Annotated in this window: 16 protein-coding genes; 4 read left to right on the forward strand and 12 right to left on the reverse strand. The window is 64.7% G+C overall.

Annotation, left to right across the window (positions count from 1 at the left end; genetic code table 11):
• Window positions 1-5: 5 nt before the first annotated feature.
• From flgK to flgB, 10 genes are all read right to left on the reverse strand, one after another.
• Complete coding sequence (gene flgK / locus ACT7B3_RS10385; RefSeq protein ID WP_445157889.1) at window positions 6-1,922, reverse strand: flagellar hook-associated protein FlgK; 1,917 nt, start codon at window positions 1,920-1,922, stop codon at window positions 6-8.
• An 85-nt stretch (window positions 1,923-2,007) separates the two neighbouring features.
• Window positions 2,008-3,129, reverse strand: coding sequence for a flagellar assembly peptidoglycan hydrolase FlgJ (gene flgJ / locus ACT7B3_RS10390; RefSeq protein WP_445157890.1), 1,122 nt, complete (start codon window positions 3,127-3,129; stop codon window positions 2,008-2,010).
• Entirely contained in the window at window positions 3,129-4,268 is a 1,140-nt protein-coding gene (locus ACT7B3_RS10395; protein ID WP_444677441.1) for a flagellar basal body P-ring protein FlgI, read from the reverse strand. The genes flgJ and ACT7B3_RS10395 overlap by 1 nt, the downstream gene beginning before the upstream one ends.
• A gap of 23 nt (window positions 4,269-4,291) precedes the next feature.
• The gene (locus ACT7B3_RS10400) at window positions 4,292-4,975 is read right to left on the reverse strand and encodes a flagellar basal body L-ring protein FlgH (RefSeq protein ID WP_444677440.1); all 684 of its coding nucleotides are present in this window, start codon (window positions 4,973-4,975) and stop codon (window positions 4,292-4,294) included.
• Between the two features lie 67 nt (window positions 4,976-5,042).
• Entirely contained in the window at window positions 5,043-5,825 is a 783-nt protein-coding gene (flgG, locus tag ACT7B3_RS10405; RefSeq protein WP_445157891.1) for a flagellar basal-body rod protein FlgG, read from the reverse strand.
• Window positions 5,826-5,857: 32 nt separating this feature from the next.
• Window positions 5,858-6,613 carry a flagellar basal body rod protein FlgF gene (locus ACT7B3_RS10410; protein ID WP_445157892.1) on the reverse strand — a complete coding sequence of 252 codons (756 nt, stop codon included), beginning with the start codon at window positions 6,611-6,613 and terminating at the stop codon, window positions 5,858-5,860.
• A 32-nt stretch (window positions 6,614-6,645) separates the two neighbouring features.
• Window positions 6,646-7,932: a flagellar hook protein FlgE gene (gene flgE / locus ACT7B3_RS10415; protein WP_445157893.1), complete on the reverse strand. Its 1,287-nt coding sequence runs from the start codon at window positions 7,930-7,932 to the stop codon at window positions 6,646-6,648.
• Between the two features lie 81 nt (window positions 7,933-8,013).
• A complete protein-coding gene (locus tag ACT7B3_RS10420) occupies window positions 8,014-8,706 on the reverse strand; it encodes a flagellar hook assembly protein FlgD (protein WP_444677439.1) in 693 nt (230 codons plus the stop codon).
• A 4-nt stretch (window positions 8,707-8,710) separates the two neighbouring features.
• Complete coding sequence (gene flgC, locus ACT7B3_RS10425) at window positions 8,711-9,118, reverse strand: flagellar basal body rod protein FlgC (protein ID WP_445157894.1); 408 nt, start codon at window positions 9,116-9,118, stop codon at window positions 8,711-8,713.
• 28 nt (window positions 9,119-9,146) lie between these two features.
• A complete protein-coding gene (gene flgB / locus ACT7B3_RS10430; RefSeq protein ID WP_445157895.1) occupies window positions 9,147-9,563 on the reverse strand; it encodes a flagellar basal body rod protein FlgB in 417 nt (138 codons plus the stop codon).
• Between the two features lie 178 nt (window positions 9,564-9,741).
• Here flgB and flgA point away from each other — a divergent pair, with 178 nt between their 5' ends.
• The 3 genes from flgA to ACT7B3_RS10445 all read left to right on the forward strand — a co-directional run bounded on the left by flgA (window position 9,742) and on the right by ACT7B3_RS10445 (window position 11,321).
• Window positions 9,742-10,458, forward strand: coding sequence for a flagellar basal body P-ring formation chaperone FlgA (flgA, locus tag ACT7B3_RS10435; protein ID WP_445157896.1), 717 nt, complete (start codon window positions 9,742-9,744; stop codon window positions 10,456-10,458).
• A 135-nt stretch (window positions 10,459-10,593) separates the two neighbouring features.
• Window positions 10,594-10,875, forward strand: coding sequence for a flagellar biosynthesis anti-sigma factor FlgM (gene flgM / locus ACT7B3_RS10440; RefSeq protein WP_444677437.1), 282 nt, complete (start codon window positions 10,594-10,596; stop codon window positions 10,873-10,875).
• Complete coding sequence (locus ACT7B3_RS10445) at window positions 10,872-11,321, forward strand: flagella synthesis protein FlgN (protein ID WP_445157897.1); 450 nt, start codon at window positions 10,872-10,874, stop codon at window positions 11,319-11,321. The genes flgM and ACT7B3_RS10445 overlap by 4 nt, the downstream gene beginning before the upstream one ends.
• A 157-nt stretch (window positions 11,322-11,478) precedes the next feature.
• Here the strand turns inward: ACT7B3_RS10445 and ACT7B3_RS10450 are convergent, their stop codons facing one another.
• The gene (locus ACT7B3_RS10450; RefSeq protein ID WP_445157898.1) at window positions 11,479-13,473 is read right to left on the reverse strand and encodes a sensor domain-containing diguanylate cyclase; all 1,995 of its coding nucleotides are present in this window, start codon (window positions 13,471-13,473) and stop codon (window positions 11,479-11,481) included.
• Between the two features lie 309 nt (window positions 13,474-13,782).
• Here ACT7B3_RS10450 and ACT7B3_RS10455 point away from each other — a divergent pair, with 309 nt between their 5' ends.
• Entirely contained in the window at window positions 13,783-15,513 is a 1,731-nt protein-coding gene (locus ACT7B3_RS10455; protein WP_445157899.1) for a diguanylate cyclase domain-containing protein, read from the forward strand.
• Between the two features lie 30 nt (window positions 15,514-15,543).
• On the opposite strand, the gene ACT7B3_RS10460 is transcribed toward ACT7B3_RS10455, so the two are convergent.
• Window positions 15,544-16,953, reverse strand: coding sequence for an amidase (locus ACT7B3_RS10460; protein ID WP_445157900.1), 1,410 nt, complete (start codon window positions 16,951-16,953; stop codon window positions 15,544-15,546).
• Between the last annotated feature and the right edge of the window lie 74 nt (window positions 16,954-17,027).

Below are 17,027 nucleotides of genomic sequence, written 5' to 3' on the forward strand. Positions count from 1 at the left end.
AGAAATCAGTTGCGCAGGCCGAGGATGGTGTCGAATACCGAGGAGGCGGTATCGATCACCCGGGCGTTGGCCATGTAGAACTGCTGATAGCGAATCAGGTTGGCCGCTTCCTCGTCCAGGTTCACGCCAGACTCGGACTGCTGTACGGCCTTGAGCTGGTCGGTCAGCCCCTGGCGGGCATCAAGGTTGACCTTGACGATATTGGCACGGTTACCGACATCGCTGACCATGCCACCATAGGCCTGGCTGAAGGAGGCACGGCCACCCACCAGGGCCTGGCTCTGCAGGTTCTGCAGTGCCAAGGCGTTGCGGTTGTTACCCGTCCCGGTATCGCCAAGCGAGATCGCAAGTGCGGCTGACTGTCCAGCCTGCGGCAGCTTGCCCAGGGTAAAGCTGACGCCACCTATGGTCAGCCTATCGCCTTCTTTCAGCTCATCGGCAGCGGTCAGGGCAGTACCGTCTCGCATCAGGCTCATGCCATCTGGCAGGCCGTCTGACAAGGTAAAGGTGCCGTCTGACTTAACTTCCAGCCTGATTCCCCCTGGGGGAATATCTTCACGCGGCGAAGTGTCGGTTCGTACATTCGTGATGGCCAGCGTTCCGCTAGTCTCGACGAGGGAAGCCGCTGCAATCTTGTCCAGGTCACGAACCTGGGTTTCGAAATTGGCCGCCACCCGGCGCAGCGGCTGCACCTCGTAGCGATTGCCGTCTGCGGGCAACTTGTCGAAGCTCAGCGTCATGCCGCCAAAGCTCAAGGTGAACGCATCCTCATCCCACTTGACCTCACTTGCCGGCAGCGCCTGGTTGCTATCCTTGCGCGTGATCTGCGGCTGGCCATCCTGGAAACGGATGGTGTAGTCGGTGGCGCGCAGCTGATCGATATTGGCCGAATCGAAGCTTGCCGCCACGATCTCCGCGTCATTGGCATTGCGCGGGTAGGAGTAGGCTTGCGGTTGGCCGATCTTGAAGAAATCGCCGCCCTGGTTGCCATCCAGGTCCTGGCCCAGGCGGTGCTGCTCGTTGAAGCCGACCGCCAGCGATACGGCGAGCTGACCGATCTGGTTCTGGGTCTTGTCCAGCGTCTCGGTACGGAAGGTCATCAGGCCGCCAAGGGTGCCGCCCTTGATGGTACTTTCCGACAGCGCCACGATATTGCCGCCGGAATCGCGATAGCCCAAGACGACTCGCTGGGGATCATGCGGCGCCTCGATGGCCTCGAGCTTGTAGGCGTTGGTTCCCGATACCAGCGGCTGCCCATTGGGCAGGCTGATGTTGTAGCTCTTGCCGTCCTGGATATCCAGGCGAATATCCATGCGCTGGCTCAGCTCGGCGACCAGCTGGTCACGCTGGTTGAGCAGGCTGTTGGGCGCCTCGCCGCTGCGCGCGCGCGCCAGCGCGATCTCGCGGTTGAGGGTCGCGAGCTGTTCGGTGAGGTTGTTGACCTGGACGACCTCATCGCGAATCTGGCCGTTGATGCCCACCTGCATGTCCTGCAGGTAGCCGTCGAAGGCGCGAAACTGTGCCGTCAGGGTATCGGCAGTGCCGAGCAGGCCCTGGCGCGCGGCCGGATCGGACGGCGCACCGGCAAGGTCCTGCAGCGACGAGAAGAAGTTCTGCATCAGCGGCGACAGGCCGGCGCTCCGGTCGGCCAGCAGGTTGTCGATCTGACTGATCTGGTTCTCGTAGGCCCGCAGGGCGCTGGACGCGCTGGTGGCGGCGTTGAGCTGCGAGGCCACGAACTGGTTGAACTGGCGCTGCACCGCATTGACCTGCACCCCGGCATCGGCACGACTCTGGCCGAGAAGCGTCAGCTCGCGATTGTAGCCGGGCGTATAGACGTTGCTGATGTTGTTGCTGGTGGTATTCAGCGCGTTCTGGGCGGCATTCAGGCCGCTCAGGCCGACGGAGAAAATGGTGCTCATGATGTCGTTTCCTTTCGCCTATGCCCGCTATATCGGCCTGAAATTCGAAAGCTTTAGCTGCCTTGGAGAAACTGCCTCGGAGAGTTCAGTAGCTGAAGAACACCAGCGAGTCGCGTGCCCGCATCGGCCCCATGCTATTCATCACGGCGATCAATTTGTCCGCATAGGCCGGGTCGGTGGCGTAGCCTCCCGCCTGCAGCGCCCTGGCGGCCTGCGCGGCATCCCCGGCGGTGGTCACCGCGGCATAGCGCGGGTTGTTGCCGATCAGCCGGGCGTAGTCGGTGAAGGCCTCCTCGAAGGAGCCGTAGACGCGGAAGGTATCGACCATCCGCGTGCGCCGCCCGTTGATGTATTCATGGGTCGTGACATCGGTGGTACGCCCCTGCCAGCTGCTGCCCGCCTTGATGCCGAACAGGTTGTAGCTGTTGCTGCCGTCCGCGGTGGGAATCTCGTGGCGCCCCCAGCCGGTTTCCAGCGCTGCCTGGGCCAGGATCAGCTCGGCCGGCACGCCCGTGCGCCGGCTGGCGGCCTGGGCGGGCGCCGAAAGTCGCTCCATGAAGCGCTGCACGTGCTCGCCCGCAGGCACACCGGCGCGAGTTTCCCGCACCGGAGGCGTCGGGCGATTCTCGCTGCTGGGCGGTGGGCTTGCCGCCGCCGGCAGCTTGGCGTCCAGCGCCGCCATGAAGCCGCCTCGTACGGCTTCCAGCTCATCGAGGAAGCTCGCCGGCAGCGCCACGGGCTCGGCGGCGCCTTGTTGGCTGGCGACGCGGTCTTCGGTCATCGGCTTGTCGCCGTCGGGCTCGGGCTGCAGTGCATCCTTCAACACGCGAGGCGTGCCGCGGGGAATGCCTGCGATGAGTTCGGAAAGCTCAGCATCGGCGACGGCCGATCGCGCCGGCGCAACACCGAGCTGTTTCTCCAGCTGCGCGACGAGGTGGTCGGCCAGGCCGATGCCGCGCCCGGCCATGGTCTGCGCCCACTGCTGGTCGAGCATGGACTGGTAGAAGTCGCCCTGCTGGCTGTCGAGCAGCCCGCCGGAGGGGATGGTGTCACGCATGCTCTTGAGCATCATCTGCAGGAACAGCGCTTCGAACTGCTGCGCGGCTCCGCGCAGGCCGGCCGCCTCATCCTGCCTGGCGGTATGCTTGAGCCGCTCGAGCCCCTGCACGTCCATGGCCAGCTGGCTGCTCATATTCTGAATGGCCATCAGATGATCTCCAGGTCGGCGCGCAGCGACCCGGCCGCCTTCAGTGCTTCAAGGATCGCCATCAGATCGCTGGGCGTGGCGCCAAGCGCGTTGAGGGCATTGACGACGTCCACCAGGTTGGCGCCTTCGACGATCTGCAGGTAGGCATCCTGCTCCTGCAGGGTGATGCCTGTTTCCGGCACCACCACGGTGGTGCCCTCGCCGAAGGGCGACGGCTGGCTGACCAGGAAACGCGTATCGATGATGATCGAGAGGTTGCCATGAGCCACCGCGGCACGCCGCAGGGTGACCGCGCTGTTCATGACCACCGAGCCGGTGCGGGCGTTGAACACCACCTTCGCCGGCGCCTCGGTCGGCGTGACGCGAATGTTCTCCACCTGGGCCATGAAGTTGACCCGAGAGTTGGCATTCGTGGGGCCATCCAGCGCAATCACGCGGCCATCGCGGGCCGCTGCCACCGGACGCCCGAACTCGGCGTTGATCGCACTGACCACGCGCTGCGCGGTCCCGAAGTCGGCCTGCTTGAGTTCTAGCTCCAACAGCCCTCCGTGCAGGCCGAGATCCAGCTGGACCTCGCGCTCGACCATGGCGCCACCGGGAATGCGTCCCCCTGCCAGCTGGTTCACCTGCACCTGGGCGCCGCCCGCCGCCGCCCCGGCACCGCCGACCAGCAGGTTGCCCTGGGCAATGGCATAGGTTTCGCCATCCGCCCCTTTCAAGGGGGTCATCAGCAGCGTGCCGCCGCGCAGGCTGCGGGCATTGCCGATGGAGGAAACGTTGATGTCCAGGCGCTGGCCAGGCCGCGAGAACGGCGGCAGGTCGGCCGTGACCATCACCGCCGCCACGTTACGCAGCTGCATATTGGTGCCTGGCGGGACGGTGATGCCGAGCTGCGACAGCATGTTGGTGAGGCTCTGCCCGGTAAAGGGCGCCTGCATGGTCTGGTCGCCGGTGCCATCGAGGCCCACCACCAGGCCATAGCCGACCAGCACGTTGTCGCGCACGCCGGCGAAGGTGGCGATTTCCCGGATGCGTTCGGCCTGCGCCGGCAGCGCGACCAGGCAGAGCAAGGCAAGCGTGAGCCATCTTGCCGCCGTAGCGTGAAAACGCTTGGCGCTGGATAAGGAATGAGTCGTCATGACCGCCTCGCTAACTCGTCGCATCAGAAAGGCGAAACGTTGAGGAAGAAACGCTGCAACCAGCCCATGTGTTGCGCCTCGCTGATATAGCCGTTGCCTACGTATTCGATCCGGGCGTCTGCCACTGCCGTGGAAGGAACGGTGTTCTGGCCGGTGATGGTGCGCGGGTTGACCACGCCGGAAAAGCGGATGAACTCTACGCCCTGATTGATGGCGATCTGTTTTTCGCCGCGCACCCGCAGGTTGCCGTTGTACATCACCTCGAGCACCGACACGGTGATGGTACCGGTGAAGCTGTTACTGGCCTGGGAGCCTCCGCCGCCGGCAAAGTCGCTGTTGCCGGAGAGATTGCCGGACAGGTCGATGCCCCGTTCGGCCAGGCGATCGAGCACATCGGGCAGCGCTGAAATATCGAGCCCCGCCGAACCGCTGCGGTTCATGTTCGACTGTGCGTTCTTGCTGGCGCTGACCTGCTCGTCGAGCACGATAGTCAGGATATCGCCCACCATGCGCGGGCGACGATCTTCGAACAGCGGCTGTACGCCACGATGGGCCTGGTAGATGGAGCCGTTGGCCAGCCGCGGCGGCGGCTCGGCGATGGTGATCTGCTCCTGCTCGCCGACCACGGAAGCGCGCGGCACCTGGGCGCAGCCACCCAATACCAGCGCCAGAACGGCAAGTAGCACCATGGCCAAACGCGTCGTCATGCTCGTACCTTTCATTCTCACTCGCTTTCGGCCTTGCTCCGCCCCGAACGGGCGGAAAGGCGTCTCATCAGAGCTGGCTCAAACGCGCCAGCATTTCGTCGCTGGTCTGCACCGCCCGGCTGTTGATCTCGTAGGCGCGCTGGGTCTGGATCATGCTGACCATCTCCTCCACCACGTTGACGTTGGAGGTCTCGACATACCCCTGGAACAGTCGCCCGGCACCGTTCATGCCTGGCATGGTCTCGTTGCGCGGTCCGGACGCCGTGGTTTCCAGATAGAGGTTGCCACCGATGCTCTCGAGCCCGGTCGAGTTGACGAAGGTGGAGAGAGAGATCTGCCCTACTTCCAGCGCCTGGGTCACGCCGGGCTGGGTGACCGACACAGTGCCGTCCTCGCCGATGGAGATCGACAGGGCGTTGTCGGGAATGATGATGGCCGGCTCCAGGGGATAGCCATTGGCGGTCACCATTTGGCCGTTCTCATTGAGCTGGAAGCTGCCGTCGCGGGTATACGCCGTGGAGCCGTCGGGCATCAGCACCTGAAAGAAGCCGTTGCCGTTGATGGCCAGGTCTCGGGAATTCTGGGTATGTTCCAGACCGCCCTGGGTGTGCAGGCGCTCGGTGGCCACCGGGCGCACGCCGGTACCCACCTGCAGGCCGGAAGGCAGGCGATTCTGCACATCGTTCTGCGCACCGGGTTGGCGCAGGTTCTGGTACAGCAGGTCTTCGAATACCGCCCGCGAGCGCTTGAAGCCGTTGGTGCTGACGTTGGCCAGGTTGTTGGAGATGACGTCCAGCTTCACCTGCTGGGATTCGAGCCCCGTCTTGGCGGTCCAAAGCGATTTGATCATGGTGGTTCCTCAGCTTACGGGCGTCAGCCTCGTCAGCCCTGTAGAGAGAGCAAGTTGTTGGCCCGCTGGGCGTTCTCGTCAGCCGTGCTGATCACTTTCATCTGCATTTCGTAGCGCCTGGCCACGTCGATCATGGCGACCATGGCCTCGACCGCGCTGACGTTGCTGCCTTCCAGGGCGCCGCTCACCACGCCGGCGTCGTCATCGGCCGCCAGCGCCTGAGCTTCGCCCTCGTCGTTCAAGGGCATGCGGAACAGGCCGTCGTCACCGCGCTGCAGGGCCTGGGGCGGCGTGACCAGCTTGAGCCTTCCCACGTCGACCAGCGCCTCGGGGCCTTCCCCCTCCCCGATGGCGCTGAGCGTGCCGTCGGCACCGATGGTAACGCTCGACCCCAGCGGCACTATGAGCGGGCCACCCTCACCAATCACCGGCCGACCCAGCACCGTGACCAGGCCATCGGGTCCGACTTCGAGATCGCCGCGTCGGGTGTAGGCTTCGCTGCCGTCGGCGGCCTGAATGGCAAGCCAGGCGTCGCCCATCAGGGCGACGTCCAGCTCACGGCCGGTACGATTGATGGGCCCCGGGCTGAAGTCGCTGCCCGGCGTGGTAGCCGCCACGGAGACGCGAGTCGCCAGCGCGCCGTCGCCCTGTACCGGCACGGCGCGCATGGCATGCAGCTGGGCGCGAAAGCCGCTGGTGGAGACGTTGGCCAGGTTGTGGCTTACCACCGCCTGCTGGTCCATCGTCTGCTTGGCGCCGCTCATGGCGGTATAGAGAATGCGGTCCATGACTCGACTCCCCTGACGCTAGTCAGTAGCGCTTAGCGCAGGTTGATGGCGGTTTGCAGGAGTTCGTCCTGGGTCTTGATGGTCTGCGAGTTGGCCTGGTAGGCCCGCTGCGCCACGATCATGTCGACCAGCTCACGGGCCATGTCCACGTTGGAGGTTTCCACCGCGCCGGAGACGATACCGCCCAGCAGGCCGGTGCCCGGCGCGCCAACCAGCTCCTGGCCGGATTCGGCAGACGCACGCCAGACGTTGTCGCCAGCCGGGGCCAGGCCTTCGGGGTTACGGAAACTGGCCAGGGCAATCTGGCCGGCGGGGCGCGACTGCTCGTTGGAGTAGTTGCGCATGATGGTGCCATCATCAGTGATGACGATGCCGACCAAGGTGCCGGAGGTATAGCCGTTTTGGGTCAGCTGGCTGACCGTGGAGGTGTTACCAAACTGAGTGGTACCCGCAAGGTCGAGGTTGAACTCAAGATTATTCGCCCCCCCGCCAAGATAATCCGCCGCAACGAAGGTAATATTTTCAAAGACATTGTTAGCAGGTTCTATCAGCTGGCCGTTGGGATTAAACCGAAGCGTAAATCCCTGCGGAACTTGCTTGTCATCAACTATTACGGGATCGCCATCAGCATCCCTTTCGACAAGAGCCTTTCCATCAAGCGTCATCTTAGCCGTCCACTGATTGGCATCAGTCTTCTCGTAGTAGACGGTTATATTGCGAGGGTTACCCAGTGAGTCGTAAACGGTGAAGTTGTTTGAATAGTGATAGTCAATGGTTAGCGGGCCACCATTCGCATCACGGGCTTCGACAGAGCTCATATCTTCAGAGCCCGGCAACTTGCGCGCATCCAAGTTGATCGTCGTCCCGACCCGGGTGGTCGCGCTGGCTGCCAGCTCTTCGGCAGAGACATTCAACGGCACCGGCTGACCGCCCACCTGCACCTGACCGGCAGCGTTCAGGCCGTAGCCCATGATCTGGAAGCCCTGGGCGTTTACCAGGTCGCCGTTGGCCTTCATGGTGAGCTGACCGTTACGGGAATAGACCACCTCACCGCTGTTATCCATGAAGCGGAAGAAACCGCTGCCGGCAACGGCCAGATCCAGGTTGCGGTTGGTGGATTCGATGTTCCCTTCACTGAAGTTCTGCAGCACGGAGGCTACCCGCGTACCCAGCCCCACCTTGGAGTTGGCGAACACGTCGGAAAACTGGACGCTGGAGCCCTTGAAGCCGACCGTCTGGGAGTTGGCGATGTTGTTGCCGATCGCGCCCAGTTTCTGAGCCTGGGAATTCAGGCCGCTCAATGCTTGCGAAAAACTCATGTTCGTTCCTCTGCCTGCCGGCTAATTTGCCGCTATGCGCGGTTCTCTTATGCTGTGTCGGCGCCTTGTTGGCGCCCCCGTTCAAAGAATCTGCTTCACCTGGTCGAGCCCGACCTGGCCGTAGATCGCGCCCAGGTCCAGCTTCACGCCGCCATTCTTGTCCGGCGGGGTCACGCCGCCCACTAGGGCATAGTTGAGTGTGGAACCGGCCAGGGTGCGCTCGCCGCTGGTGGCCTCCACACGCACGCGGTAGCTGCCGGCCACCGCAGCTTCGCCTTCACTGGTGCGGCCGTCCCACACGAAGGACTCCACGCCGGCCTTGACCGGGCCGATATCGTAGCGATTGATGACCTGGCCGCTGGCGTTGGTGATCACCACGCGGACGTTGTCGGCCGACTGCCCCAGCTCGATCCCGAACGGCGTGGTGTGCAGCGCGCCATCCTCGCCGTGCTCGAGCAGAACGCGATCACCCGGCACCAGCACGCCCTTGCCGATCAGGCCGGTTGCCTGTAGCGCCTGGCCGGCGTGCATCTGGGCAGTGATGTCCTGCAGCGTGCGGTTGAGCTGCTCGATCCCGCTGACGGTGTTGATCTGCGCCAGCTGGGAGGTCATCTCATGGTTTTCCATGGGATTGAGCGGGTCCTGGTGCTTCATCTGCGTGATCAACAGGGTCATGAAGTTGTCGCGCAGCTCGGCGGACTGGCTGGCGTCACGCGGCGAGGGGCCGCCGGCGTTCATGCGCGAGATGACGTTGGCATCGATAGCGGTGGGCATGGCGTCAACCCTCGCCCAAGGTGAGCGTCTTGAGCATCATCTGCTTGCTGGTGTTCATCACCTCGACGTTGGCCTGGTAGGAGCGCGACGCCGAAATCATGTTGACCATTTCATGCACCGGTTCGACATTGGGCATGGCCACATAGCCTTCGTCGTTGGCCAGCGGATGTTCAGGGCGGTACTCCAGGCGCAGGGGCGAGGGGTCTTCCACCACTTGGCGCACGCCCACCCCACCGATGCCATGGCGCCCCTGCAGGCGCGCCTCGAACAGCACCTGCTTGGCGCGATAGGCTTCGCCGTCCGGGCCTGCCACGCTGTCGGCGTTGGCCAGGTTGCTGGCGGTGACGTTCATGCGCTGGGACTGGGCACTCATGGCCGAGCCGGCGATATCGAAAACAGAAAACATGGACATTGGGAAAGCTCCTGAGTGTCCCGGCGGCTTACTCGGACTGCATGGCGTTCTTCAGCCCCTGGATGCGGCTGTTGATGATGGTCAGCGCGGCCTGGTAGCGCACGGCATTGTCGGCGAAGGCGGTGCGCTCGCGATCCATGTCGACGGTATTGCCATCGAGGCTGGGCTGGGCGGGAACCCGATAGAGCAGGTCACGCCCCGGCGCCGAAAAGGCCTGCCCGGCAAGGTGACGATCGGCAGTGCGCGCCAGGGCCAGGCCGCCCCCGGAGGAGCGCCCCCCGTGCTCCACCGCCTTCTTGAGCTCGCTGGCAAAGTCGAAGTCGCGCGCCTTGTAGTTCGGCGTATCGGCGTTGGCGATGTTGCTGGCCAGCACCTTGTGCCGCTCCTGGCGCAGGCCAAGCGCCTGCTGATGGTAATTAAAGGCGGCTTCGAGCTGGTCGATCATGCCGGCACTCCCGTTGCGTACCTGGTTTAGAACATGCGGAACTTGTTGAGGTTGGAGAATAGCCAGGGCGGTGTCACCTCAATGGCAAGAACAGCCCGCGTTTCCTCATCCATTTCACCTATTTCACCCTTGGCGCCAGGGCTAGAATGCCTCTACATCCCTACACGAGCCGGTCGATATGCTGCGCCGCCGCCCACGCCCTGTTGCTGCCCGCCGCCCGGCTGCCGCCCTGCTGGCCCTGGCCCTTTTCGCCTGCCTGCCCCCGGCCGGGGCGCTGGCAGACGACGCCGCCCTGCTCGACGTCGTGCAGCGCTTCCTTCATCAGCAGGCGGAACCGCTGGGGGAGGAAATCATCATCGAGGTGCGCCCCACCTCGGCGGTCATGCCCGCCTGCGAATTTCCCCAGCCGTTCCTGACCCGCGAAGGCGAACCTGCGCTTGGGCGCGTGTCAGTCGGCGTGCGCTGCGGCAGCGACGGGCGCCAGGTGCGCTACCTGCAAGCGGAAGTGGGCGTGATCGGCGACTACCCGGTGCTGGCGACATCGCTCGCTGCCGGCGATAGCGTGCAGCCCCACCATCTCGAAAGCCGCCGGGGCAATCTCGCCGCGCTGCCCAGCCGCACGCTGCTGGACTCCGCAGAGATCGTCGGCCAGGTGCTGACACGCCCGCTAGGTGCCGGCCAAACCCTGCAGGCACATCACCTGCGTGCCCTGCCCCTGGTGGAGCGCAACCAAAGGGTGGTGGTGGAGGCCCACGGCAGCGGTTTTCGGATCGCCCGTGAGGGGCAGGCGCTTGAACCGGGCGGGATGGGCGATCGCGTACGCGTGCGCTTCGATTCGCGCGAAATGGTCACGGCGCGGGTGATCGGCCAAGGTCTGCTCGCCGTGGACTTCTGAACCGGCCTGAGGCACCCTGGCGACACGGCGAGAGCCCTGACCGGCAGGGTGCCCGACGCTTTGGCACCGCACTGCCTAAAGTTCCGTCTGGCACTGCCGATAGTAGGAGAAAGCCCCGCTCATGAGGCCCCTATTGTGAAGATCAATAACCAGAACCCCTTGACGCGCCCGCTGCCGTCGACCCAGCGCGACGACGCCCAGCCGGTCAAGGGAGCAACACCCGCCTCGCAGCAGGATGCCGGCCCTGCGGCCAAGACGCACCTGCGCCAGACGGCGGCCGATGCCTCCCGCGACATCGACATGAACCGGGTGGAAGAGATCCGCGAAGCCATTCGGGAAGGCCGCCTCGACATTCGCGCCGAGCGGATTGCCGACGGCCTGATCCAGTCGCTGCTGGACGAGCAAGGTAAGCCATGAGCCTGGCGCGGCTGCTGCAGGATCAACGCCGGCGTCTCACGCGGATCATCGAGCTGCTGGAGCGCGAGCGTGAACAACTGGTGCAGGCCGAGCTCAACGGCCAGGTGCTGGGCGAGCTTGCCGAACGCAAGCAGCACTACTTGAGCGAGCTGGAATCTTGCGAAGCCCTGCGCCTTGGCGTGCAGCGCCGCCTGGGCTACGCCGAGGATGCCCAGGGTGCGCGCCAGGCCGCCGCGGATGCCGGCTGTCAGGACGCCTGGGAGGCCACGCTGGAACTGACCCGGAAAGCACAGCGATTGAACGAGCGCAACGGCGCCTTGGTCGGGCTGCGCATGGAGCAGAACACCCGGCTGCTGGGCTTCATCCATCAGGCCGCCGAGAAGACCCTCTACGGCGCCAGCGGCCGCGTCGCGGCGCAGCCGGGACGCCTCAACGCGCAGGTCTGATTCTTTCTCCCTTTTCCATTTCCCTTTTCCCCGCCCCTTTTCTTTTCTGCCTCATGCCCGGTGGCCACCTGCAGTGGCCACGGAGACCCGCACGCTGGCTTGCCGCAGCGTATATCCCGGCACCCGCCGCGCCCTTTCACCTTGCTTCCTGACTAACCTACTGGTCGCAACGGCTGGACTCGGGCTCCGCCAGGCATACCGCATTGCGCCCACTGGCCTTGGCCAGGTAGCACGCTTCATCGGCTCGTGCCAGCACCGTTTCGATGGCCTGATCACCCTCCTGCATGGCCGTGACGCCCATGCTAAGCGAGATGTGATAGGTCTCGCCTTCATGCGACACCGTCACCTCCGATACCGCACGACGCAGGGATTCGGCGATCTCCCTTGCCTGCTGAAGGGTGCAGCTCGGCAGCAGCACGGCAAATTCGTCGCCGCCCTGGCGAGCCACATGGTCGCTGCGCCGCACTTCCCAGGCCACCACCTGCGCCACGCGACGCAGCATCTCGTCGCCCAGCGCATGCCCGCCCTTGTCGTTGATGGGTTTGAAGTGGTCAAGATCGAACAGAATGAGCACCGAGGGGGTACCGGTCTTGGCATATTCCGCCAGCGCCTCTTCCAGGCGACGCTCGAAGCCACGTCGGTTGAGCAACCCGGTAAGCGGGTCGTGCTCCGCCTCCCAGCGCTGCAGCGCCTCCTGCTGCCGACGTTCGGTGATATCCTTGACCATACCCACGAAGCCCAGCGGCTGGTCGTTGCCACGCACCTGGCTGGCATGCACTTCGAGCCACAGGGTGTCGCCGCCGGGATGCTGGTAGCGCAGCTGGCGGATGAAGTCGCTGCCGGTATTCAGGGAATGGCTCCACAGGTCGCGGGTGCCTTCCTGATCCAGCGGATGAATGCGCCCCCACCAGTCGTTGGTGCTGCGGAGCGCATCGAGCCCCAGCAGCTCCAGCAGCGCCGGGTTCAGGTAATTCAACCGCCCCTGCAGGTCCGCCACGAACATGCCCAGCGGGGTCGACCCCAGCACGGCATCCAGGAAGGCCTGGCGGTCGCGAAGATGCTCCAGGGCTGCCAAACGCTCGCGCTCCAGCCGGTTGAAGCTGCTGGCGACCTGGCGCAGCTCATGCATGTTGGTGAAGAGTTCCAGATAGTGGCGCTCGCCTGCGCCCACCTGCGCGATCTGACGTTCCAGCCTCCGCAACGGCCGCAGCAGCCGAGTGACCAGCCAACGCATAGTCACCAGCAGCAAGAGGGCCAGCGCCAGCCAAGCCCACCACAGCTTGCGCAGGTAGTCCGCCAGCGGGGCATGGACCTGGCTCTGGGGCAGCGATACCTTCACCACCCAGTTGGCCGGCCAGATCTGGCGATAGGCCACCAGCGCCGGCTCCCCATCGGGAAGCAACGAGAAGGCTTCACCCTGCCAGCCGTCCAGGGCCAACGCCAGCGAATCCGACTGACCCGGCGGCACGCCTGACTGACGCAGACGGCGCGGTTGAAAGAGCTGACGGCCGGAGGCCGTCCATACCGTGACATGGCCGTTCTCGCCCAGACGAATCTCCTCCAGCCGACGAAACAGCCCACCCTGGCTGAGGTTGAGCATGCCGCCCACCACGCCGGCAAACCGGCCTTCGTCGGTCCAGCGCGGCACCAGCATCAGCACCAGGGAATCGCCAGAGGCCCGGCCAACGAAGGGCTCACTGACATAGGGCCACGGCGAGCGGCTGACCAGGCGGAAGTACTCCGTCTCCGCGACATCCAAGCCGACCCGTTCTGGCACGACCGGCCAGTCGGCCACTATGCTGCCCTGTGCGTCCGTCACCATCAGCCCATCGAACCACTCGAGCAGCAAGTGCCCGTCCTCTAGCGCTCCGGCCGCTTGGCCCGCATCAGCATTGCGCAGGTGCCTTTCCAGGCGCTGCAGGGTACTAAAACGCCGGTTGAGCTGTGCCGTCAGGTCATCGGCGATCAAGCTCGACTCATAGCGCAGGTGAGCGAGGTTCACCTCATCGACCAGCCCCTTTCCGAAGCTCCACGACAGCATCAAGAGCATGCTGACAATGACCAGCCAGGTCATGGCCAGGCCAGCCAGAAGCCGCCCTTGCAGCGAAAACAGTGCGCGCGAGAACAGTGCCATGCGAGCCGAAAGATGCAACGAATTCCCCTCAATCATCCAGGCCAGAGCAAATCTTGCCGGGGCGACCCGGCTAGCTTCTTGCCACTGCAGCGCCGCTGCCAGACAAGAGAGGCGTGTTCTCGCAATATCGGCCATGGTGTAAAGAACTTGAGCTGCCACGAAACGTCTCAAGGAGGAGCGCGCGAGCCGGCTGCCAACACGCAAGAAAAGCCGCTGGCATTAGCGAAATGGCGCTAAAGTCCATGCATTGCAGGTCGATATTCACCTCAACCACGTCCGCGGCAGTGAGACGCGGCCTCCTCGGCCATAGGAAAGATTACCCAGCCCATGACGCACCAAGGCAGACGCCCCCCGGGCAACGAGCTCCGCGACCTGGCCCTGCATCCGGCACGGCTGGTGCTGAATGCCTTCGAGCACAGCCAGATCGGCATGGCCATCACCGACGCAAGCGGAACCATCGTGCTGGCCAACGAGGCCTTCGACCGCCTGGCGGGCTGTTCTCGCGGTGAAACCACCGGCTGGGCCGTGTCGCGTTTCTTCGCCTTGCTGCGTTCATCGGCTCAACCCGGCGAGGAGACCGCCCCGACCGGTTCATGGCAGCAGGAAATGCTGTGCCGGCGTGAAAGTGGCGAATCGCTGCCCGTCCTGATGACCGTCGACAGCCTGCCCGTCAGCGGGTCGACGGGGCTCTTCCTGCGCACCTTCGTGACCCTGGCATCGGACAGCGGCCCCCTGTTCCGTGAGCGCCACTGGGTTCACATCGACCCGACCACCGGCCTACCCAACTGGCTGCTGCTGCGCGACCGGCTCAACCATGGTCTGGCTCAGGCGGAGCGCTCAGACTGCGCGTTGGCGCTGCTGTTCATTGACATTGACGACTTCAAGGCAATCAACCAGACCCATGGCTATGCAGCTGGCGACAAGGCGCTGGGCGAGCTGGCCCAGCGCATGCAAAAAACGCTGCGCAGCAAGGACACCCTGGCCCGGCTGGCCAGCGACCAGTTTGTCGTTCTGCTGGAGAAAGAGGGCACGGCCGAAACCGCTCAGATCGTGGCCGAACGCCTGCAAGAGGCCTTGGAGCCTCCCTTTGTCAGTGAAGATCGCTACCTGCTGTTGACCGTATCGATCGGTATCGCCCTCTACCCCTATGATGCGCAGGAGGGGGAAGCGCTCATCGATGCGGCCCGCAGCGCCATGTACAGCGCCCGTCACCAGGGGCCGGGACGCCTGGCCTTCGTCGATCATCACCTCACGTCCCAGCTCGAGGCGAACTATCGCCTGGAAAACCAGCTGCGCGAAGCGCTGCTGCTGCCGGAGCAGCATGTCACACTGCGCTTCCAGCCCGAGCTGGACATGGCCAGCGGCAAGTGCACCGGGCTCGAGGCGGTGCTGGCCTGGCGTGACCCCCAGCGCTGGCCCGGCCCGCCCATGGAGCAGATGGACACCATCACCCGCCTCGGGCTTGGCACTCGCCTCAAGCGCTGGGCAATCCAGGCCACACTCGATCGCCGCAGCGCATGGCGCCAGGCCGGTTCCGCCCTGGCGGACCTGCCGGTAACCATTCCCCTGTGCGGCTCGCACCTGACCAATGAGCCGTTCGATCACCGGCCGCTGGACCAGTTCCTGCGCGACCTGACGGCAGAACCCTTCGACTGGCTGATGCTGAAGCTGCCTGCCCGCTCTTTGGGTGAGAACCTTCACGCCTCGCTGCATTTGTTCAAGCGGCTGGAACGGCTCGGCATCGGCATCGTCGTGGACGAGATGGGTCAAGGTCCCTTGGAGCTGGCCTGGCTGGCGCGCCTGCCGGTGCGCAAGGCCATGATCCCGAGTGCACTGAGGGCGAATGGCGAAACCGACCGCAGCCTGCTGGAAGGCCTATGCCGGCTTCTCGAGTCACTGCACATCGAACCGGTACTGACGGGCATAGACGATGAACCAGCCCTCGCTCTGATAAGTCAACTCGGCATCCGCAAGGCGCTGGGGCTCCACCTTTGCCCGCCGCTGCCTGCCGAGGCGCTGGCAACGTGGCTTGAAGGGCACCCTGCCACCTCGCCATAAGGCCCCAGCCCACTCCAGCCAGGCGGCGAGCTAGGCCGGTACCCGAGGAGTTTCAGGAAAGCGCGGCGGATAAGCACCCAGGTAGGCATGTGCCGCCCTGAGTACACGCACGTCGTCATGCTTGCCACCGGCCAGCTGAAAGCCGATCGGCAGCCCGGCTCGGGTGAAACCACAGGGCACCGAGGCAGCCGGCTGCTGGCTGAGATTGAACGGATAGGAGAACGGCGACCACTCCTCCCAGTCACGCATGCCGCTGCCTGGCGGCACATCGTGATGGAGCGGGAACGGAGGCACCGCCACCGAAGGCGTCATGACCAGATGGTAACGCTGGTTGAAGTGCTCAAGCCGCTCGGTCAGCCTGGCACGCGCCTCGATGGCATAGAACATGTCGAGCGCGCTCATCCGCTCGGCGCGCATGGCATCCGCCACCATTCCCGGGTCCAGGCGCTGCCGGTCGCGTTCGTCATGCTCACGATAGACGGCCAGCGATGCGGTGAACCAGATAGTGTTGAAGACTTCGATGGGCGAGCCGAGATCGAGCTCGACCTCTTCGACCACCGCGCCAAGCGACGCTAGGTGCCGAGCGGCCTGCTCGACGCCATGGGCGATCTCGGGGTCGACCACGCCTCGCCCAAGCGTCGGGGCGAAGGCAATCGTCAGGCCGTCAAGGCCGCGCTCCAGGTCCTGCCCCCAGTCGTCGGGCTGGCCGCGCAGCGCGTAGGGATCGCGGTAATCGTAGCGGCCCATTACGTTGAGCATGCGCGCCGCATCCGGCACCGTGCGCGTCAAGGGCCCCAGGTGGGAGAGCGTAGCTGCCTTTGAACGCGGCCACTCGGGCACCCAGCCGAAGGTCGGCTTGAAGCCGAAGGTGCCCGTGAATGCCGCTGGAATGCGGATCGATCCTCCTGAATCGCCGCCTTGGTGCAACACCCCCATGTTCAGCGCAGCGGCCACCGCCGCCCCGCCGGAAGAACCTCCCGGCGTGAGACGGGTATCCCACGGGTTGGCGGTGGCGCCGAAGACCTGATTGTCGGTAATGGCCTTCCAGCCAAACTCCGGCGTGTTGGTCTTGCCAAGGAAGACCGCACCCGCCTCACGCAGCATGCGTGCCGGAGGGGCGTCATGGCGGCACGGCTCGCTAGAGCGGGTCAGTGACCCCTTGCTGGCGGGCATGCCCGCCGCTTCGGTCAAGTCCTTCAGCGAGACCGGTATCCCGTCGATCTCGCTCAGCGGCCTGCCTTGTTGCCAGCGCCGCTCGGACGCCGCTGCCGCCGCCTCGGCCCCCTCATGATCGACAAACACGTAGGCATTGACCGCCCCGTTGAAGCGCTCGATGCGCTCCAGCGCCGCCCTTGTCGCTTCACGCGGCGAGGCACGCCCCGCTTCATACAATGCCTTGAGCTGGCCCGCATCCATGTTGCCCAGATCCGTGTCGCTCACAAGAGTCTCCTTTCTCGCGTCAAGGCTACCAAGAAACCAACGCCATCGTTGAATTAACGCTACCGATGAAATAA

The organism is Halomonas sp. E14, from assembly GCF_052568415.1.